At 71.5% G+C, this 20,464-nt stretch carries 9 protein-coding genes and 1 pseudogene; 4 read left to right on the top strand and 6 right to left on the bottom strand.

Annotation, left to right across the window (positions count from 1 at the left end; all coding sequences use genetic code 11):
- Positions 1 to 38: 38 nt before the first annotated feature.
- A complete protein-coding gene (locus tag ABZ318_RS01365; protein WP_356900427.1) occupies positions 39 to 845 on the top strand; it encodes an ABC transporter ATP-binding protein in 807 nt (268 codons plus the stop codon).
- Positions 846 to 1,091: 246 nt separating this feature from the next.
- Here ABZ318_RS01365 and ABZ318_RS01370 read toward each other — a convergent pair whose 3' ends face one another.
- A complete protein-coding gene (locus ABZ318_RS01370) occupies positions 1,092 to 1,502 on the bottom strand; it encodes a Rid family hydrolase (RefSeq protein ID WP_356900428.1) in 411 nt (136 codons plus the stop codon).
- A 170-nt stretch (positions 1,503 to 1,672) separates the two neighbouring features.
- Between ABZ318_RS01370 and ABZ318_RS01375 the strand changes: the two are divergent.
- Positions 1,673 to 1,759: pseudogene (locus ABZ318_RS01375) on the top strand (IS5/IS1182 family transposase); the annotation flags it as partial.
- 111 nt (positions 1,760 to 1,870) lie between these two features.
- Here ABZ318_RS01375 and ABZ318_RS01380 read toward each other — a convergent pair.
- A complete protein-coding gene (locus tag ABZ318_RS01380) occupies positions 1,871 to 6,019 on the bottom strand; it encodes a ricin-type beta-trefoil lectin domain protein (RefSeq protein ID WP_356900429.1) in 4,149 nt (1,382 codons plus the stop codon).
- Between the two features lie 561 nt (positions 6,020 to 6,580).
- Between ABZ318_RS01380 and ABZ318_RS01385 the strand changes: the two genes are divergently transcribed.
- The gene (locus ABZ318_RS01385; RefSeq protein WP_356900430.1) at positions 6,581 to 13,429 is read left to right on the top strand and encodes a ricin-type beta-trefoil lectin domain protein; all 6,849 of its coding nucleotides are present in this window, start codon (positions 6,581 to 6,583) and stop codon (positions 13,427 to 13,429) included.
- A gap of 179 nt (positions 13,430 to 13,608) precedes the next feature.
- Here ABZ318_RS01385 and ABZ318_RS01390 read toward each other — a convergent pair whose 3' ends face one another.
- From ABZ318_RS01390 to ABZ318_RS01405, 4 genes are all read right to left on the bottom strand, one after another.
- The gene (locus ABZ318_RS01390) at positions 13,609 to 15,585 is read right to left on the bottom strand and encodes an FAD-dependent oxidoreductase (RefSeq protein WP_356900431.1); all 1,977 of its coding nucleotides are present in this window, start codon (positions 15,583 to 15,585) and stop codon (positions 13,609 to 13,611) included.
- A gap of 58 nt (positions 15,586 to 15,643) precedes the next feature.
- The gene (locus tag ABZ318_RS01395) at positions 15,644 to 16,522 is read right to left on the bottom strand and encodes a TetR family transcriptional regulator C-terminal domain-containing protein (RefSeq protein ID WP_356900432.1); all 879 of its coding nucleotides are present in this window, start codon (positions 16,520 to 16,522) and stop codon (positions 15,644 to 15,646) included.
- Positions 16,519 to 17,973, bottom strand: a complete 1,455-nt coding sequence (locus ABZ318_RS01400; protein ID WP_356900433.1) for an FAD-dependent oxidoreductase — start codon at positions 17,971 to 17,973, stop codon at positions 16,519 to 16,521. The genes ABZ318_RS01395 and ABZ318_RS01400 overlap by 4 nt, the downstream gene beginning before the upstream one ends.
- 88 nt (positions 17,974 to 18,061) lie before the next feature.
- Positions 18,062 to 18,661 carry a TetR/AcrR family transcriptional regulator gene (locus ABZ318_RS01405; RefSeq protein WP_356900434.1) on the bottom strand — a complete coding sequence of 200 codons (600 nt, stop codon included), beginning with the start codon at positions 18,659 to 18,661 and terminating at the stop codon, positions 18,062 to 18,064.
- A gap of 152 nt (positions 18,662 to 18,813) precedes the next feature.
- On the opposite strand from ABZ318_RS01405, the gene ABZ318_RS01410 reads away from it, so the two are divergent.
- Positions 18,814 to 20,373, top strand: a complete 1,560-nt coding sequence (locus ABZ318_RS01410) for an APC family permease (protein ID WP_356900435.1) — start codon at positions 18,814 to 18,816, stop codon at positions 20,371 to 20,373.
- Positions 20,374 to 20,464 lie beyond the last annotated feature (91 nt).

Here is a 20,464-nt window from a genome sequence, read left to right on the forward strand (position 1 = left end):
GACCGGCCCGCGCGGGCAACGCAACAAGGGAGTGCGCGATGAGGGGCCAGCAGGAACCAGCGGCGATACCGCAGGCGCGGAAGAGCGGCGGTGCTCCGATCGTGGTGGTGGACGACGTGCACCACAGCTTCGGCAGCGGACCGCAGGCCGTCCACGCCCTGCGCGGCGTGTCCTTCGAGGTCCGCCGCGGCTCGCTCACCGCACTCAGGGGCCGCTCGGGCTCGGGCAAGACCACCCTGCTGAACCTCGTCGGCGGTCTCGACACCCCTGCCAGCGGCCGGATCACCCTCGACGGCACCGACCTGGCGTCCCTCGACGAACCGGGCCAGCTCGCCCTGCGCCGCGACCGCATCGGCTTCGTCTTCCAGTCCTTCGGCCTCATCCCCGTCCTCACCGCCGCCGAGAACGTCGGCGTACCGATGCGACTGCGCCGGGTACCGGCCAAGGAGCGCGAGGAGCGCGCCCGGACCCTACTCGCCCTGGTCGGCCTCGCGGACCACGCCGAGCAGCGCCCCGGCGAACTCTCCGGTGGCCAGCAACAACGCGTCGCGGTGGCCCGCGCCCTGGCCAACGACCCCGACCTGATCATCGCGGACGAACCCACGGGCCAGCTCGACTCGGAAACCGGACGATCGATCATGGAACTGTTGCGCGCGGTGGTACGCAGCCAGTCGGTCGCCATCCTCGTCGCCACCCATGACCCCCACCTGATCGAACTCGCCGACCGGGTCGTGGAACTGCGCGACGGCCGCATCGTGGGGCCCGGCACGGCGGACGGCGCAAGTCCGACGGCGGACGCGACCCCGCAAGGCGCGGAGGCGCCGGCGAGCCCGCAGCGGCACTGACGGGCGATACCGGGACAGCCACCGGCGGTGGACACTCGCCTGGATCAAGATCCTGATCAGACGGACGTTCCACGCGGGGTACACGGTGCAGGACATGGGGGCGTCGCTGAAACGGCGTCACCAGGTGTAGTAGTGGGGGAGCTTGGGGGCGGTCTCGGTCCGCCAGGACAGCGGGACGCCGCGCCGGCCCCGGTGAGCTCGAACAGTTCGTCCCCGCGCACGGTCAGGCGGTCGAACAGGTCCTCGTCAGTCAGGCAGCGCCACGGTGAGATCCACCTCGACGAGCTGTCCCGAAAAGCCCAGCTGGGCGACGCCCAGGAGCGTGCTGGCGGTGGTGAACGCCGGACCCAGGGCAGACTCGGTGAGCCGAAGCCATACGGCTCCGAGAACGTCCCTCTCATCGCTCCGCACGTAGATCACTGACCGCACCACATGTTCAGGCCGGGCACTCACCGCTGCCAGGGCGGCGAGCGCGTTCGCGACAACCTGGTCGACCTGCGCCTCGAAGGAACCGGAACCGACGAGGTCACCCTTCCGATCAAGCGGGCACTGCCCCGCCAGATAGGCGGTACGGCCTGCCTCCACCACGGTGACGTGGTGGTAGCCGGGTGTCTCATGCAGCTGCTCGGGGTTGATGCGGGTGATCTTCTCAGTCATGTCAGCGAGTCTGACCAACGTGGCGCCGGCGCGCACCGCATTTTCTCCACCGGCAAGCATTCCGCGGTGACGTGAGGTCAAAGAACAAGACAAGACCATGTCCTATGAGGTGAGGCGGTTGTCGAGGTCGTCATGACGGCAGCCACGGACCGAAGCCCATGGTGGCGAATCTCCAACCCCGCATCGCCCGCAAGGGCACCGAGTCGAAAGAGCGTCTGGGCCGGCACCGGTGGGTGATCGAACGGACCATCTCCTGGTCCATCTGATGGGTCCGGACGGGGCTGCCGGCCGGCGGTGGGGACGCCGAAGGGCCCGCGGCTCCACGAGCCGCGGGCCCTCCTCCGGTGCCGGAAGCGGTGGCGCGGTGGCTACGGGGCGACCGGCAGGTCCGGCGTCATCAGCGTCGGAATGCTCCAGCGCTGCGCCGGGGTGCCGTTGCAACCCCAGATCATGAACTTCTGGCCCCAGTCGCGGTTCGCCCGCGGCAGGTCGAAGCAGGCGTCCGACTGCGGGTTGTAGATGCTGCCGTCGGCGCGCGGCAGCCACTGCTGGCCGCCCTCACCCAGACACTGCCAGAAGATCAGGTCGGTGCCGTGGACGGTCTGGTTGCCGCGGACCGCTACGCACTGTCCCTTCTGGGTGAGGGTGCCGTTGGCATTGACGCTGAACTTCTGCGGGTCGGAGCCGTTGCAGTCCCACAGCTGCGGCTGGTTGCCGTTGCCGTTGGCGCCCTGCGGCGTGTCCACACAGAAGTCGGGCGACGGGGCGTACCGGATCGGCAGGTCCGTGGTCGTCGCCGGCGGCACGTAGCCCTGGTAGACGGACAGGCCCGCGATGGCGCCCTTGAGGTAGTCGCTGGGCTTGCTGACGTACTTGTACCGGCCCAGGACCAGGGACCCGCTCGGGGCGGGGCTGGTGCTCGCCCTGTGGTACCCGCTCGAGGCCAGGGTGCCGTTCACGTACAGGCTCATGGCGCCCGTGGTGGCGTTGTACGTGGCCGTCAACTGGGTCCAGACGCCCTGCTTGAAGGTGTTGGCCGGGGTGAGGGTGGAGTTGAAGTCGTACGGCCAGCCGTCGTCGTCACCGCGCGCGATGGCGAAGCGCCAGTGGCCCGAGTCGGCCCACAGCATGAACGCGCTGGCGTGGGTGGTGTCCTGGCTGACGATCATGCCGTTGGGCGCGGTCATCTTCACCCACGTGGAGATGGTGAAGGACTGCCGGGTGTCGACGGGCTTGGCCGGGCCGGTCACGACCGACTTCGCCAGGTCGTCGAAGACCGCGACCTTGCGGGACCGGCCGTCCACGGTCTCGGTGGCGTAGGTGACGGCCGTGGCGGTGGCGTCGTTGCTGACGCCGCTGCCGTTCTTGGCCGGGATGGCCTTGGCGTCGCCCTCCAGGCGCCACTGGACCGTCGGGGCCTGGGCGTCACCGCGGACGTGGTGGCCGCCGAGGCCGTTCACCGCGCCGGCGGTGGCGCTGCCTGCCCAGGCGTGCAGGGTGCCGTCGGTGCCCACGGCCCAGAAGTCCGGGATGTCGTCGCCGGTCACATCGCCTTCGGAACCCACCAGCGGGTAGTCCGTGCCCTTGATCCCGTAGCCGATGCGGGTCGTCGGCTGTGCCGCCAGGCCCGTGACCACCACGTACTGGTCCATCGCCCGGGTGGCGGTGGTCAGCTTGTACTGGAAGATGTCGCCGCTGGTCCGGTTCCGCACCCACAGCGCGGGCGCGGTGTCGGTGGCGGTGCCGATGTTCAGGGCGTTGCCCGGGACCATCAGGTCCTTGTCGTCCCAGGTGCCGGACGCGTCCACCAGGGTGGGCGGGGCCAGGGTCTGGTTGGTCTTGACCGGGTAGAACCAGAGATTGCCGGACTCCACGGCCAGCACGCCGGTGGCGTCCGTCACCTGCCGGCTGGGCGTCCGCGTGGTGCGGGCCGGGCCGGTCGGGGTGATCTGGCTGGAGCGCTGCCAGGTCACCTCGTTGTGGTAGCCGCTGCACGAGGTGGTGTACGCCGTGTCGCACTCGGGCTTGTCGAGCGTGCCCTTCGTGCCGAGCGTGAACCGGCCCGGGTCGGAGAGGGTGTTGTCGTAGACGAAGAGCTGCGCTCCGGCGAGGGCGCCGGGCGTGGCCGGCTCCTGGTGGACGAACAGGTCGTCCACGTTCCGGCCCGGGTCGAGCGAGCCGCGGTGGACGGTGCGGTAGTCCTTCCAGGTCCGGCCGGAGGAGACCTCCGGGGCCTGGAGCGCGGTGGCGGCGGTGCCGCTGGGGATCATGCTGCGGGCGGTGCCGTCGGTGGCGCGGCCGTGCGTGACGAGGTTGCCCGCGGTGTCGGGGAGCAGGATGTCGGAGCGGGCGTCGCCGGTGGTGTCACCGAAGGCGACCGCGCCGTCCTTCCACGGGACGTAGAAGGCGTACGACTGGGTCTGCGAGGAGTTGCCCGCCTCGTCCAGGACCCGGGCGTAGACGATGTTGGTGCCCCAGTGGGTGGGCTTGACGCTCAGGGAGCTGACGCTGAGCGCGCTGCCGGCCGGCGCGCACTGCTTCTGGGCACCGGTGAGCTGTGGGTCGAAGCCCCACTCGAGGCAGGCCAGTCCGGAGCTGCGCAGGCCCGCGCCCGGGCTCGGGTCGGAAGCGGTGACAGGGAGGGAGCCCGTGTCGCCGAGGCGCAGCTTGGTGATCTGGCCGTTGCCGGCCGGCGGGAACTGGGTGGCCGGGTCGGTGAAGCGGCCGAACTCCAGCACCGGCGGGGTCAGGTCGACCGCGAAGTGGCACGAGGTGGTGGAGGGACCGCGCAGCAGGCCGTCGTCGCCGTGGACCGCCCAGCCGTAGTTGTGACCGTCCTCGATCGCGCCGAGCGGCACGGTGTACGTGGCGTCGGTGCCGGTGGCCACGAAGCCGGACCAGCCCGTGTGCACGGTGGCGCCCGTGTTGTGCTCCCACATGTTCAGCCACTGGGTGAGCTGGCCCTGGTTCGGGCTGGAGACCTTGGACGCGATCGTGACTGCCGGGGTGGTGATCCAACCGAACTGCTCGCCGGGCACGGCGCCGCAGGCCTGGGTGTCGCCCGCGACCACCCGGCGCGGGGCGGGAACGGTGCGCTGGTTCTCGGGGACGCGCGGCGGGAAGTCGTACTCGGCACTGAGCACCGCGGTGTAGGCGAACCGCTTGAACGCCATCTTGTCGCCCGTGCCCTCCTGGCCGGTCAGGGCGAAGGCGAGCGGGGTGCCGGTGTCGCGGATGCCGTCGCGCAGGGCGTTGGTGACGTCGAACTCGACGGGGATGTTGGCGTAGCAGTCACCGCTGTTGCCGTTGCCGCCGACGTTCTGGTTCTGGATCCACTCACGGATCTGGTGGTTGCTCCACTTGACCGTGGAACCGAAGGCTCCGGCGCGGTAGAGGTGCACGGGGTATTTGGTGGTGCACGACCAGTCGGCGGAGACGTACTGCTCCAGACGGAGCTTCGCGTAGTTGATCGTCGCGCCCGCGTAGCCGTTCAGGTCGAACTCGTAGAGAGCGCGCTCGATGCCCTTGTCGGTCTCCCAGCCCTGGTAGCCCACTCCGGGCTTGTCCCGGTCGGTGGAGCCCGTGCGGTCGTAGTTGCCCGTGTCGTACGCCTGCTGGACCCAGGCGTGGTGCGACTTGCCGCGGCTGTCCACCGACCACGAGGGGTCGACGTAGATCGGGTACGCGGTGTCGGCGCCGTCGAGCAGCTCGGCACCGGGCGCCAGGGCGATCTCACCCGTGGCGCCCTTGCCGGGGCCGGAGACCTTCGCGCCGGTCACCGGGATGCGGGCCACGGTGGCTCTGGCCCCGGGGCCGTCGGCGCTGCTCAGGGCGGCCCTGCCGCCGGTGGGGTCCATCGCGCCGGGGGCATCGAGGTCGGCGTGGCGCGAGCTCTTGGCGGCGGGCTTGCGGGCCTCGCCGGCGGACCACATCAGCGGGGCCGGGGCACGGAAGACCGTGTCCCCGCCGGCTGCGGCGGTGAGGCTGCCGTCCTTGCCCTTCGCCAGGGCCAGGCCGTCTGTGACGGTGGGGAACACCAGGTTCCGCACGGCCGGGTTGGCGGCCGCGGCCGGGGTGCGCAAAACCACGACGGTCGTGTAGCCGCCGTACTTGGTGGCGCTCACCTGGAGGTCCGTGTCCGGTGCCACGTTCTCGAAGAGCGCGTCGTTGCCCCTCAGCACGGGCTTGGGGAGCGGCCCCGGGAACGGCGAGGAGACAGCCAGCCGCTTGCCGTCCTCGGTGGTCATGGTGGCCAGCGGGCCGCTGCCGCCGCCGGAGATGACCAGGTCGGAGCTGGCGGCCGCGGGCGCGACGGTGCCGTCGGCACGGACGGCCAGGGTGTCGTCCAGGGCCTTCCAGCGGCCCTTGTCGTCCTTGGTGCGCTGCGGCAGCACGTGGCTGTCGGTGCGCAGTCTGCGCTCGGGGGTGGCGACCGTCGTCGCGAACTCCGTCGTGAGCTCGGTGATCGGAACGTCCCTGCCGGTCTTCGCCGCCAGCGCCAAGGCCTTCTCGATCACCGTACGCGCGGGGGCGTCCGACGGAGCGGCAGGCCTGCTGTTTGCGGTGGGCGCCGCGGGCGCGGCCGACGGTCGCGGCTTCGTCGGAGCGTCCGGCACGGGCAACGGCGCGGCCTCCGCCACATACGGAGTCGCCAGCAGGAGAACCGCCGAAACCCCTGTGGCCAGACTGGCCGGAACTCGCCGTCTCAAGCCGGCTCTTCGTGCGTTGGACATGCGAGTGCCCACTCCCCCCATACAGGTACGACCGGGGCCGTCCGGCCCCGGAGCGGGGCACTCTGGCAGGAACTCGCCTCGTGATCAAAGTCCGGAGCGGCCGATTCCGCCCCTCCTGCCAGAGGTCGTCAGCAATTGGCCATGGAGTGATCTTCGCCACTCGTCTCAAAAGTGGCCGCAAAATGGCTTGACCCTCAACCGGCTGATACGTTCACGCGCTTGAGCCGGTGATCATCCGGATCAACGGCGTCTAGTTCAGCGGGGGGATGAGCGATGCCGCACACCGGCATGCACGCTTCTCGGCGACACCACTGGAGACGGGTGACCGTCCCGATGGTGCTCGCTTTGGCCACATCACTTCTGGCGATACCGCCGGCGGGCGCGGCGACGCCCGACTTCGACACGGTCTGGCGGCCGCCCAGGACGCCGCTGCCGCGCACGGCGTCCGTACCGCTCAAGCCGAAGGGCCCGGCCGAGCGGATCAAGCCACCGCGCCCGGTGCCCCCACGGGCCGCCGCCACCACGCCCACGGCTCCGGTGACCCGGCTCGTCGGGACGGCCCGGACGACTACGAAGGGCCAGGCCAGGGCCGGGGCCCTGCCGGTCTGGGTCTCCCGCGCCGGCAAGGGCGCCAAGGGCGCGCCGCCCGCCGTCACCGTCGTCCGCAACGACGCGGCGACCGCCCGCAAGGCGGGCGTCGACGGACTGCTCTTCACCCTGACCGCCGACCGCGCCGCCCAGGGCACCGGCACCCGCACGCCGATGACGGTCGGGCTCGACATGGCCGCCCTCCAGAAGGCGACCGGCGGCCAGTTCGCCTCGCGGGGCCGTCTGGTGACCCTGCCCGCCTGTGCGGTGACCACTCCCCAGGTGGCCGCCTGCCGTGTGCGCACCCCGCTCGCCGTACGGGTCGACAAGGCGACCGGCCGGCTCACGGCCGAGGTGGCCGTACCGGCAGCGGGAGCACCCCTCGCGGCCGGCGAGCGGTTCGCCGCCTCCGTGGGCGCCGCCCCCGCTGGGACGGCGGCCCCGCTGCTGCTCGCCGCCGACACCGAGGAGAAGGGCGGTGGCGGTGACTACACCGCCACCGCGCTCACCCCCTCCTCGGCGTGGGCGTCCGGCAACGCCTCGGGCTCGCTGACGTACGACTACGCCCTGCAGGTCCCCGCCGCCCTCGGCGGGGCGGCACCGGACCTCACGCTGAAGTACGACTCCTCCAGTGTCGACGGCCGTACGTCGGCCACCAACTCCCAGGCCTCGTGGATCGGTGACGGCTGGGAGCTCAACCCCGGCTTCATCGAGCGCACGTACAAGGTCTGCGACAAGGCCGGCATCAAGGACTCCGGCGACCTGTGCTGGGCCGGGTACAACGCCTCGCTCTCCCTCGGCGTGCACTCCGGGCCGCTCGTCCGGGTGGCCACCTCGGGTGCCGCGAACGACGCCGCCACCGGTGTGTGGCGCCTGAAGAACGACGACGGCACGCGCGTCGAGTTCGGCTCGGGCGCGGTCAACGGTGTGCGCGACGGCGCCTACGCCAAGGTCACCGACCCGGTCGGCACCGTCTACTACTTCGGCATCAACCACCTGCCGGGCGGAGACAAGACGGACCCGGCGACGAACTCCGTCTCCAGCGTCCCCGTCTACTCGCCCAAGAGCGGAGACCCCTGCTACGACTCCGCCAAGGGCAACGCCTCCCAGTGCCTGATGTGGCAGCGGCTCTCCCTCGACCACATCGTGGACCCGAACGGGAACCTCACCACCTACACCTGGGCCCCCGAGACGAACTGGTACAACCGCGGCGGCGCCCAGAACAACGGCACCGGCACGCAGACCGCGTACACCCGCGCCACCACCCTCGCCTCGGTGAAGTACGGCCAGAAGCTCGACGAGCAGGTGGCCGCCAAGGGCGCGCTGCAGCCCGCCGCCCGGGTGACCTTCACGGCCGTGGAGCGCTGCACCGACGCCACGCCCTGTGACCCGGCGACGCGCACGGCCGCCAACAGCACCAAGTGGCCCGACGTGCCCGTCAACCAGGAGTGCAAGTCCTCCGGCACGTGCACCAGGTACGCGCCCACCTACTTCACGACGAAGCGGCTGTCCTCCGTGCTCACCGAGGTGCGGGTCGGCGGGGCCTGGAAGGGCGTCGACTCGTACGAGCTGAAGCACTCCTTCCCGAACCCCCTCGACGCGACCAGCCAGAAGGTCCTGTGGCTGGACTCCGTCCAGCGCACCGGCCTGACGGAGACGCCCACCGTGCCGCTCCCGCCGGTGAAGTTCACGCCGGTGATGCTGCCCAACCGGGTCGACGGCACCGACCTGGTCCCCGCCCCGCCGATCATGAACCGGCCGCGGATCCAGCAGATCGCCAACGAGACCGGCGGGGTCCTCAACGTCGACTACAACCTGCCCGCCTGCTCGCGCGTGAACAACGTGATGCCGACGGCCGAGGACGACAACACGCTGGCCTGCTACCCGGTGCGCTGGCTGCCGCCGGGCTCCGTCGCCGACTCGGCTCCGGTCCTCGACTGGTTCCACCACCACACGGTCAAGTCCCTGACCGAGAACGACACGGCGACCGACGCCCCGCAGAAGATCACCGCCTTCGCGTACGGGCCGGCCGGCTGGCACCGCGACGACAGCCAGTTCACCGAGGCCAACGCCCGTACCTGGGGTGAGTTCCGCGGCTTCGCGACGGTGACCGTCACCAGGGGCAGCGGGAACGACGGCCCCAAGGCCCAGGTGCGGACCACCTACCGACAGGGCATGAACGGCGACGTCCGCAAGAGCGGATCGGCGCGCAGCGTCACCCTCACCGACGCGCTCGGCCGCTCGGTCACCGACCACGAGTGGCTGTCGGGCCAGGTCCTGCAGACCGAGACCTTCGACCGGGCCGGCGGCTCCGTCGCCACCCACACCGTCACCGGCGTCAGCGGCGAGGTCGCCACGGCCACGCAGACCCGCACGGGCCTGCCCGACCTGGTCGCCCGGGTCCCGTTCACCACCAAGACCGACACGACCAGCTCCAAGAAGACCGACGGCACCTGGTCCACGGCCACGAAGACCACGGTCACGGACGCCGCGAACGGCAACCGCCCGGTCACCGAGCTCGACCAGGCCGACGGCACCGAGGACGTCTGCACCCGCACGACGTACGCGGCCGGCACCGACCCGCAGCGCATGAACCTCGTCTCCGAGACCCTGAGGGTGTCCGGGGCGAACGCGTGCACCGCCGCCGCCGCGGCCGCGAACACCGTCGAGCGCAAGCGCGTGCTCTTCGACGGCAAGCCCTTCGGGCAGGCCGGCGCCGCGGGCAACCCGACCTCGACCGAGGAGGTGGCCCAGTACGCGGGTGACGGCTCGGCCCAGTTCACCACAGGCAAGGTCAGCACCTACGACGGGTACGGCCGCGTCCTGACGGTCACCGACCCGACGCGTACGGACGCCCAGCACCCCGGCGGATCGGTGACCCGCACCACCTTCAGCCCCGCCACCGGCGAGCTGCCGTCCTCGTCGACCTCGTCGGCCTCCGCCCCCGGCCAGCCGACGACGGTCTCGTGGGACACCGTCAGCACCCTGGACCCGCGCCGCGGCCTCCCGCTGACGGTGACCGACCCCAACGGCAAGGTCACTACGCTGCGTTACGATGCGCTCGGCCGGATGACCGCCGTCTGGCGTCCCGGCCGTGCCCCGGCCACCGAGCCGAACGCCGACATGACGTTCGGCTACGCGATCTCCCAGACGGCCGGCACCCCGTCGGCGGTGACCACCTCCTCCTTGAAGAAGGACGGCACCACCCCGGTCTACCTGAAGAGCGTCAACATCATCGACGGCTTCGGCCGGGACCGGCAGACCCAGGAGTCCCCGGCGAACCCCGCCTACTCGGGCCGCCTGATCAGCGACAACCTGTACGACTCCCAGGGCCGGGTCCGGGTGACGAACTCCCCCTGGTACAACAACGACTCGGGCCCGTCGGGCACGCTCGTGAGCGCGGCGGAGTCATCGGTCCCCGCCCAGTCCCGCACGACCTATGACGGCCTGGGACGTGCGACCGTGGTGGCCGCCTGGTCCAAGGGCACCGAGCAGAGCCGCACCACCACCGCCTACCCCGGCGTCGACCGGACGGACACCGTGCCGCCGGCCGGGTCCTGGCCGAGCAGCGTGCTGCTCGACGCCCGCGGTCGCACCACGGCCCGCTGGCAGTACCGCACCCCGACCGTGACGGGCAACGCCGCCGACGCCACCGTGTCGACGTACACGTACACGGCGGACGGCAAGCCCGCCACGCGCAAGGACGCCGCGGGCAACACCTGGTCCTACGGGTACGACCTCCAGGGCCGGCAGGTCACCGCGACCGAGCCGGACACGGGCATCACCACGCAGACGTACGACACCGCGGGGCGCCTGGCCACCTCCAAGGACGGCCGTGGCAGGATCCTGGTCCGCACGTACGACCTGGCAGACCGGCAGACCGGCCTGTACGACGGCACGGTGAGCGGCGCCAAGCAGCTCGTCGGCTGGACGTACGACTCGGTCGCCAACGGCAAGGGCAAGCCGGCCTCGTCCACCCGCTACGTCGGGGGCACGGCCGGCCAGGCCTACACCAACGCCGTCACCGGGTACGACAACGGCTACCGCGCGACCGGCATGCGCATCAGCATCCCCGGCAGCGAGGTCGGCCAGACCGGTACGTTCACGTACACGGCGACCAGCACGTTCGACAAGCTCACCGGTGAACGCAAGACCGCGCTGCTGCCGGCCGTCGGCGGTCTGCCGGTCGACGACATGAACTACTGGTACAACGACCACGGCCAGCTCTACAAGTACGCCGGCGCGACCACGTACGACGTGCAGACGGAGTACGACGCCTTCGGCCGGGTGGTCCGCTCGACGGTCAACCCGTTCGAGAAGCAGGTCGTCACCACCCTGGACTACGACCAGGGCACCGGACGCCTGAAGGGCCAGCTGCTGGACAAGCAGACCTCGGTCACCGGCGCGGTCCAGCAGACCTCGTACACGTACGACAAGTCCGGCCGGATCAGCTCCGTCACCAACACGCCCGACAACAACCCGGCCGCCCAGGACCGGGAGTGCTTCACGCTGGACCACCTCGGCCGGATGACGGCGGCCTGGACGGACAAGGGCGGCCTGACCGCTCCCGGTGCGGGCCAGACCTCCGACCAGGGGTCCTGCGCCAACACCACTCCGTCGGCGGCCACGGTCGGCGGCGGCAACCCGTACTGGCACGAGTTCTCGTACGACGTGACGGGCAACCGCACGGCGTTCGTCAGCAAGGACCTGACGGGGGACATCACCAAGGACGTCACCACGACCCAGGGCTACCCGGCCTCCGGCACCGTCAACAGCGGTGCGGGCAACGGCGGTCCGCACGCGCTGACCTCCAGCACCACCAAGACCGGCAGCACGGTCAACAAGTCGGGCAGCAACCGCTACGACGGCTCCGGCAACCCGGTGGACCAGTACACGTCGAAGACCGGCACCACCGGCATCACGTGGACCCCGGACAACCGGATGGACACCCTCACGCAGGCGATCGCCATCACCGGCGTCGGCGGCAAGTGCCTCGACGTCCAGGGCGGGAGCTCCGCGAACGGGCAGCCGATCCAGATCTACACCTGCAACTCGGGCGGCGGCCAGCGCTACTCGCTCACCGGCGACGTGCTCAAGGTGTTCAACAAGTGCGTGACCGCGATGGGCACCACGGCCGGCTCCGCGATCCAGAACCAGCCCTGTGACGGCTCCGCCGCGCAGACCTGGAACCGGCGCGCCGACGGCACCCTCCACAACCCGGCGTCCGGGCGCTGCATCGGGGTACCCGGTGACGTCGCCACCAACAGCGTGGACGTGCTCCTCGCGGACTGCGGGACCCCGGTCCCGGCCGGCCAGAAGTGGACGGCCACGGACCGTACGACCTCGTACGTGTACGACGCGAACGGGGATCCGATCGTCCGCCGCAGCCCGGGGAAGACCACGGTCACCCTCGGCGATGACGAGCTGACGTACGACACGGTCGCCAAGACTCTGACCGGTACGCGTTCCTACTCGATCCCGGGCGGGCTCACCATGGTCCGCGTGGGCGCGGGCGGCCTGACCATCCAGCAGGCCGACCACCACGGCTCGGGCGTCCTGACCATCGACGCGGGCACCCTCGCGGTCAGCCGCCGGGCGATGGACCCCTTCGGCAACCCGCGCGGCACCCAGCCGGCCGCGGGCGTCTGGGGCGGGCAGAAGGGCTTCGTCGGCGGCACGAAGGACGACAACACCGGCCTGACGTACCTCGGCGCCCGTCAGTACGACCCGGTCGCGGGCCGGTTCCTCAACCCGGACCCGGTCATCGACCCGGACGACCCGCAGCAGTGGAACGGCTACGCGTACAGCGGCAGTAACCCGGTGAACGCGAAGGACGACAGCGGCATGTTCTGCGACGGCTGCAGCGCCAACGCCGACAACTCCGCATGGGCTCCCGAGCACGGTCCGGGCTGCACCGTCGACACCTGCTACGACGAGGACGGCGTGGCGATGTACAGCACCGTCAGGCGCCAGCCGGCGAAGAGCAACTTCGTGCCATGGCGCAGCGGGAACGGTGCCTGGGGCGCCGGTACGCGCTGGCGCCAGCAGTCGCAGGCGGACCGCGACGCGGTGATCCAGTTGCGGCAGTTCATCGTCTTGGCCAAGGGGACGAACCTGCCGATGTTCGCCAAGACGCTGGAACACTACCTCGGGAACACGGGTGAGGACTTCTGGCTCAACCCGGACGAGGTGGACTCCCTGATGGACTCGGCGGGCGTCGCGGAGAGCCTGGACAGCTACCTGTACCAGGAGTTCAAGGCCTGGGAGAACGACGCCACGGCGCCGGAGCGGACCGACTTCGACTCCGGTTGGAGGAACGCCGCGGCGGGTCCGGCCTCTCCCGACTGGTACCTGGCGGTGCGCGGTCTGCAGTACCGGGTGACCGGTTCGGTCGAGAAGGGCAAGGTCTCGTACCAGGTACAGGTCTTCAAGGACTGGAACTTCGACTACGACGAGGAGATCAAGATTCCGACCGTGGGGAACGTGGACTTCGGTCCGTACGCCGCCCTGCACGCGATGGGGATGGCCCAGGAGTACAAGTTGCGCGGGCAAGGCAACGTCAACACCGTCAACGGCTACTTCGGCAACCTCGGCTGGGGCGGCTAGCACCACCCACCGGGAAGGCCCCGTCCAGCACCACCGGGAAGGCCCCGACCACACACGTGGTCGGGGCCTTCCCCCTTGTCCGGGACCCGCACCAGGTCCCGCCGGCCGCCGCCCAACCTGCCTTCCTCCGGGCCGGCCGAGCGGCTGCCGTCGCGACGCGTGCGGCAGAATCGCCCCGTCTACAGCCCGGACGCCACCGTCAGGCCCTCCAGTACCGCCTCCTCCACCGTGCGCGGGCTGACGCAGTCGCCCACCGTGAAGACACGGTCGGGCGCGACGCCCAGGGCGAGCGGGTCGAGGTCGGTGACCGGGAGGTGGCCCTGGGCCAGTACGACTCCGACCGTGCCCTCCAGCACCACCGGGTCCTCGGTCAGGGTGTGCTGGAGGTAGACGGTGTCGTCGTCCGCGCCGTGGAGCCGGACATGGGGAACGATCTCGATCCGGGCGCGTACGGCCTGGGCCAGCATGGCGGCGCGTACGTACTGCTGCAGGTGCTCGCCGGCCGCGAAGCCGGTCACGCAGAGGGTCACCTTCCGGCCCCGGTCGGCCAGGAGGAGGGCGGTGCCGAGGCCGATCCAGTCGCCGCGCCAGTCCGCCACCACGATCCGCCCCCGGCGGCCGCGTGGGATCTCGGCGTCGCCGCGGATCACCGACCAGGCGTCCAGCACCACCGGGTCGTCCATCAGCTCCATGCGCGGTCGGCGGGGCCGGGCCCCGGTCGCGAGGACCACGGCGTCCGGGGCCGCGGCGGCGAGGCCCGGGGCGTCGATCCGCGAGCCCGTCACGACGCGGACTCCGGCGCGGTGCGCCTCGCCCTCCAGGTTGGTGATCACACCTCCGAACTCGGCCCGCCCCGGAAGCCGTTCGGCAAGGAGCACCTGGCCGCCCACACGTCGGTCCGCCTCGTGCAGTTCCACGTCGTGGCCGCGTGCGGCCGCCACGGCCGCGGCCTTCAGGCCGGCCGGGCCGCCGCCGACCACCAGCACCTTCTTGCGCCGTGTCACGAGCGGCAGAACCCCGAAGCGACGCTCCCGCCCCGTCTCCGGGTGCTGGATGCAAGAGATGGGGTGGCCGAGCTGGAAGTGGCCGATGCAGGCCTGGTTGCAGCCGACGCACGCACGGATCTCCTCGGTACGGCCTTCGGCGGTCTTGGCCGGCAGGTCCGGGTCGCAGATCAGCGCCCTGGTCATCGCGCAGGCGTCGGCCTGCCCGTCCGCGAGGATCTGCTCGGCCTCCTGCGGCTGGTTGATCCGGCCGGCCACCATCACCGGGACGCCGACCACCGCGCGTACCTTCGCGGCGAGCGGGGCGGTGTAACCGGCGGGCCGGAACATGGGCGGAGCGATGTGCTCGGCCCCGGACAGGCTGGACGAGCTGCCCGCGCACACCGAGACGTAGTCGAGGAGACCTTCGGCGTCGAGCCGGGCGACGGTCTCCAGGACCAGCTCCGTGTCCAGGCCGTCGTGGCTGAGTTCGTCGCCCGAGATGCGCAGGCCGACGGCGAAGCCCGGCCGGGCCTCTGCCCGGGCGCTGCGCAGCGCCTCGCGCAGGAACCGCAGCCGCCCCTCGCGGTCGCCGCCCCAACCGTCGGTCCGGACGTTGACGTGGGGGCTGAGGAACTGCGCCGGCAGGTAGCCGTGGCTGGCGACGACCTCCACGCCGTCGAGCCCGGCCTCGCGCAGTCGGCGCGCCGCCTGTCCGTAACCGTCGACGACCTCGTGGATCTCCGCCTCGGTCATGGCGCGCGGCATGACGTGGAAGCGCTCGCTCGGCGTGGCCGAGGGCGCCCACGCCACCGGCGCGGTGCCGTCCTCGGACTCCAGGATCTCCCGGCCGGGGTGGAACAGCTGGCCGAAGACCTTCGTACCGTGCCGGTGCACCGCCGCCGCGAGCCGGGCGTAGCCGGGGACGCACGCGTCGTCCGTGGCCATCAGCACGTGCGTGGTGTAGCGGGCGGACTCGTGCACGCCGGAGACCTGGAGCACGATCAGGCCGACGCCGCCCGCGGCGCGGGCCTCGTGATAGGCGATCAGGTCGTCGGTCACCGCGCCGTCCTCGGCCAGGACCGTGTCGTGGCCGGAGGACAGGATCCGGTTGGGTACGGTGACGCCGCCTATCCTCAGCGGGCTGAACAGGTGGGGGAACCGCGTCGTCATGGGACGTCCTTTCTCGGGCCCGGGCGGGCGGCGGCCGGAAGAGGGCCGCCGCGGCCCGTCAGCGGAGCGTGATGTGCGGTTCGAACGCGTCGAGGAGCAGGTCCCGCATCCGGGCCGGGGACATCTCCCCGTTCCCCGCCAGCACCTGGATGGCCAGGCCGTCCGCGAGAGCGGTGAACCGGCTGGTCAGCGCCTCCGGATCGGCGTCCCCGGCCATCCCCTCGTACTGGCAGGCGTGCACCAGGTCGAGCACGGTCCGCCGCCAGCGGGCGTAGATCTCGCGCTGGCCTTCCCGCAGGGCGGGGTCGAGGATCGCCTCGTTCCACGACTGCACCCACACCGACCATTCGTCGTTGTCGTCCTCGCCGCTGATCAGCTGGACGTCGATCAGCCGCCGCAGCTTCTCGACCGGCCCGTCCGCGTCCCGGAACTCGGCTTCGAGCCGCTGGTGGAGCCGCTCGGCGTAGTGGTGCAGGGCGGCGCGCAGCGCGTCGCCCTTCGTGGGGAAGTGGTAGTGGATCGTGCCCGTGCTGGTTCCGCAGGCGCGGGCGATGTCCGCGACCCGGACCTGGTGGAAGCCGCGGCGGGCGATGAGCCGCGCGGTCTCCTCGAGGATCTGGGCCCGGCGGACCTCCGCGTCGACGGCGTCGGCGCGGCGTCGGGCCTCGGACACCACCGGGTCGTCCGGGGCGATGGGCGGCCGGCCCTCCCCGGTCCGCAGGTACCGCAGGGACACCTTCCCGATCCGCGCGATGGCGGCGAGTTCGCGGTCCGCGAGGCGGCGGCTGCCGTTGAGGGCCTTGGACAGCGCGGTGGGCTCCATGCCGACGCGGGCGGCGAACTCACGCTGGCTGACCGCCGCCGACCGCACCACCAGGCGCGCCCGATCCGCCACGGCCCGGGCGTCGTCGTCCTGCACCCGCCGGATCGCTGTCATCGCACCGCCCCGTCCGCCCCGTCCGCCGCGTCCGCCCAGTCCGCCGCGTCCGCCCCGCCCGACCCGTCCGCCTCGTCCAGGCCGGCGAGGACTTCGTCGGCGGCCCGGTATCCCGACGACACCGCGCCGTCGATGTAGCCGTTCCACTCCGACGCGGTCTCCGTCCCCGCCCAGTGCAGGGGGCCGGTCGGCTCCCGCCAGCCGTGTTCGCCGTGCCCGCTCCATCCGCCGGGCGTCGTGTAGGCCTCGTACCCGCCCTGGGCGAAGGGGTCCTGGGACCAGATCTTCTCCGTGTAGTCGCGCGGCCGTCCGGCCCGGGGGCCGGCCACGGAGACGAGGCTGTCCAGTACGGCCGCCCTGCGGCCGGCCTCGTCCAGGGCGGCGAAGCCGTCCAGGCGGTCGCCGTACACGAATCCGACGAGAACGCCGTGCGAGCCGTCCTCGGGGGAGTTGTCGAACACGACGCCGATCGGCCCGTCGTCGTACAGGGTCGCCACCCCGGACAGCCCCTCCTCGCGCCAGAACGGGGTGTCGTAGACCGCGTGGACCTTGGCGACGCGTCCCATCGGACTGTGCGACAGCCAGCCGTCCCGGGCGGCGGGCAGGGGCGGCACGAAGTCCACGGCCCGTACGGCGTGCGGGGGCAGGGCCACGATCGCCCGGCGCGCCCGGAGCAGGGTGGTCGAGGTGCGGACGCGGACGCCGTCGGCGTCGTACGCGATCGCGAGCGCCTGCTCGCCGAGGCGGACGCGGTCGCCGAGCAGGGCCGCGACCGCGCGGGCCGGGCCGGCGGCGCCCGTGGCGAACCGGCTGTCCTGGGCGCAGCCGCGGGTCTCCATCAGCTGCTCGAAGCCGCCGGCCGCGGCGATGTAGAAGAGCACGTGGAAGAGCGAGATCTCGTCGGGCTCCGCGCACCACAGCCCTTGGACGGCGAGGGCCAGGCGGCGCAGGGCGTCCGCGTCGTCGGTTTCGGACCGGAAGAAGGACTGTGCCGTCCGCGCGTCCCATTCCTCGAAGCGGGCCGTGCGCCACGGCCGGACGGTGTCCACGGTGCGGGCGAACTCGTCGAGGAGCTCGGTGACCCGGACGTACTCGGCTGTGCCGGGCCCGTCGGCGGGTGCGGCGCCGGTGTAGGGGACCCTCGCGCCGTCGTGCCAGACCTCGATGTGGCTGCCCTTCTCCCAGGTCGGGAAGGTGGGGCAGCCGAAGCGTGCGGCGAGTTCGACGAGGCGGGTCTGTGTGGGGCCGACCCATTGGCCGCCGTGGTCGATGGGTCCGCCGCCCGGTCGGATCTCGGTCAGGACCCGTCCGCCGACCCGGTCGGAGGCTTCGACCAGGGTGAAGTCGACGGCGTTGTCGTGGAGTCGGAGTGCCGCGGCCAGCCCGGCGTACCCTCCGCCCACGACGACGACATCGGATTCGATCAGATGCGTTCCGCTCTGTCTCTCCATGGCCCGAGAGGATGCGGCAACACTGACGAGTGCGTCAATGGTTGCGGCAGGAGGATCGCGCCGCACGGCCGGTGAGGGAGGCGCGGCCCTATCGACCGGCCGTCAGCGTCTCGTGATCGATGCCCAGTTCGGTCACGAGGGCGTCGTCCACCCACTCCAGCATCGTGGCGCGGCTGAGCGTTCCCTTGTACGAGGTCATCTGCACGGCCAGTCCGTCGAGCAGCGCGGTCAGACGCCAGGCCACGTTCTCGGGGTGGTCGCAGACGAACTCGCCGGCTGCCACGCCCTGCGCGACGACGTCGGCGATCGTGGCCTTCCACTGCTGGTCGAGGTCGTGGGCGACCTTCCTGAGGGCGGGTTCGCGCAGCGCGGCCGCCCAGCCCTCGATCCAGAGCCGCCAGCCCTTCGCCTGCCCGGTCGGCGCGTACCAGCGCACGGCCGAGCGCAGCCGGAGCGCGGCGCTGGTACGGGGCTTGTCCAGCAGTCTGCGCAGGTGGGCGAGGTCTCCCTCGGCGGCGTGGGCGAAGGCCTCGGCGACGAGCAGTTCCTTGGTGGAGAAGTGGTAGAGCACCAGGGAGCTGCTGACTCCGAGCGCCGAGGCGACGTCCGCGATGCGCACGCCGCTGACGCCGCGGGCTTCGATCTGCTCGACGGCGACGCGCAGGATCTCCGCGCGTCGCTCTTCCACGCTCAACCGGACTCTGGCCACGGCTTTACCCTACACAGCTCTTGACAGTGCCGTGTGGCCGGGCTCACAGTGCTGGCTACTGACTGGCCGTTCAGTCAGATGATGTGCCGCTCCGTACGTGACCTCCCCGTGCTGCCGTAGGAGTCCGCCCCGTGACCCAAGTACCCGTCACCGCCAGCAGGGCCGAAGAGCCCACACCCGAGACCCCCGACCTCTCCGAGGGCTGGGGCGAACAGCGCGGCCGGCTCCGCAAGGAACTGCGCCGTTTCGACGTCCTGCTGTTCCTCATATGCACCCTCGTCGGACTCGACACGATCGGGTCGGTCGCGGCGCAGGGCCCGCAGGGGCTGACCTGGATGGCCATCCTCGCGCTGCTCTTCTTCCTCCCCTACGGACTCCTCGTCGCCGAACTCGGCTCGGCCTTCCCCGTCCAGGGCGGCCCGTACGTCTGGACCCGGCTCGCCTTCGGCCGGCTCACGGCGGGCCTCAACCAGATCCTCTACTGGATCTCCAACCCGGTGTGGGTGGGCGGCAGTCTGTGCATCATCGCCCTCACCACCTGGGAGGAGTTCTTCACGCCGCTGCCCGGTCTGTGGAAGTACGCCGCCGGTCTCGTCTTCATCTGGGGCGGCGCGCTCGCCGTCGTCCAGTCCGTCCGGGTCGGCAAGTGGGTGCCGATCGCGGGCGCCGTCGCACGGATCGTGCTGCTGGGGTTCTTCCTCGTCTCGGTGGTCGTCTTCGCCGTGCAGAACGGCGTGCACGCCCTGCCCGCGAGCGAGTTCTCACCGACCTACGCCGGTTTCGTGGCGCTCGTCCCCGTCCTGATCTTCAACTACGTCGGCTTCGAACTGCCCAGCTCCGCGGCCGAGGAGATGCGCAACCCGCGCCGCGACATCCCGCTCTCCATCCTCCGCTCCGGCGTCGCCTCGCTCCTGCTCTACGGCGGGCCCATCCTCGGCATCATGTTCGTCCTGCCCAGTGAGAAGATCGGCAGCCTCGGCGGTTTCATCGACGCCTGCAAGGCCGTCTTCACGGTCTACGGCGGCTCCATCGCCGCGGACGGCACGGTCACCCTCACCGGCGCGGGCACCGTCTTCGGCGGCATCGCCGCCGCGGGGCTCATCATCGGCCTGCTGACCTCCGGCGTCACCTGGGCGATGGGCGCACACCGTGCCCAGGCCGTCGCCTGCGCCGACGGCGCCGGGCCGGCCTGGCTCGGCGCGATCTCCGAGAAGCACGGCACCCCGGTGCGGGTGAACCTGCTCTCGGCGGTCCTCGCGTCGATCCTCCTCGTGGCCGCCCTCAACCTCACCGAGGGCGACGGCGAGAAGTACTTCGCGGCGGGCCTGGGCCTGACGATCTGCACGACCTTCATCTCGTACGTCGTCACCTTCCCGAGCCTGCTGGTGCTGCGCCGCAAGTACCCCGACACACCACGCCCGTACGCCGTCCCGGGCGGCCGCCTCGGCACCTGGACGGTCACCGCGCTCGCGACCGGCCTGGTCGCCTTCACGGTGGTCGTACTGATCTGGCCGGGCTTCGGCGTCGGCTGGTTCGGCACGGAGGGTTCCCCCGCGGACTCCCTGCCCGAGGCCTTCGCCGGCCAGCGCCTCGCGTACACGCTGAGCCAGGTCGTGCCGCTGCTGATCATCGCGGTCATCGGCCTCGTCTTCTACGCGGCGGGCGCGAAGACCCGTCGTACGAAGAGCTGAGGCTCACGCCGGGCGACCGGGGGCCGGCACACGGGTGACCGTGCTGTCGTCCTCGCGGACGGCCCGCACGTGACGGAAACCGATGCGGCCG

Source organism: Streptomyces sp. NPDC006197, assembly GCF_040613865.1.
GTDB lineage: Bacteria > Actinomycetota > Actinomycetes > Streptomycetales > Streptomycetaceae > Streptomyces.

What these genes read in the sequence shown, in the direction of transcription:
- ABZ318_RS01400 (WP_356900433.1), bottom strand. Translation starts at nt 17,973, where the DNA reads ATGGAGAGACAGAGCGGAACGCATCTGATCGAATCCGATGTCGTCGTC.
- ABZ318_RS01395 (WP_356900432.1), bottom strand. Translation starts at nt 16,522, where the DNA reads ATGACAGCGATCCGGCGGGTGCAGGACGACGACGCCCGGGCCGTGGCG.
- ABZ318_RS01370 (WP_356900428.1), bottom strand. Translation starts at nt 1,502, where the DNA reads ATGACTGAGAAGATCACCCGCATCAACCCCGAGCAGCTGCATGAGACA.
- ABZ318_RS01365 (WP_356900427.1), top strand. Translation starts at nt 39, where the DNA reads ATGAGGGGCCAGCAGGAACCAGCGGCGATACCGCAGGCGCGGAAGAGC.
- ABZ318_RS01390 (WP_356900431.1), bottom strand. Translation starts at nt 15,585, where the DNA reads ATGACGACGCGGTTCCCCCACCTGTTCAGCCCGCTGAGGATAGGCGGC.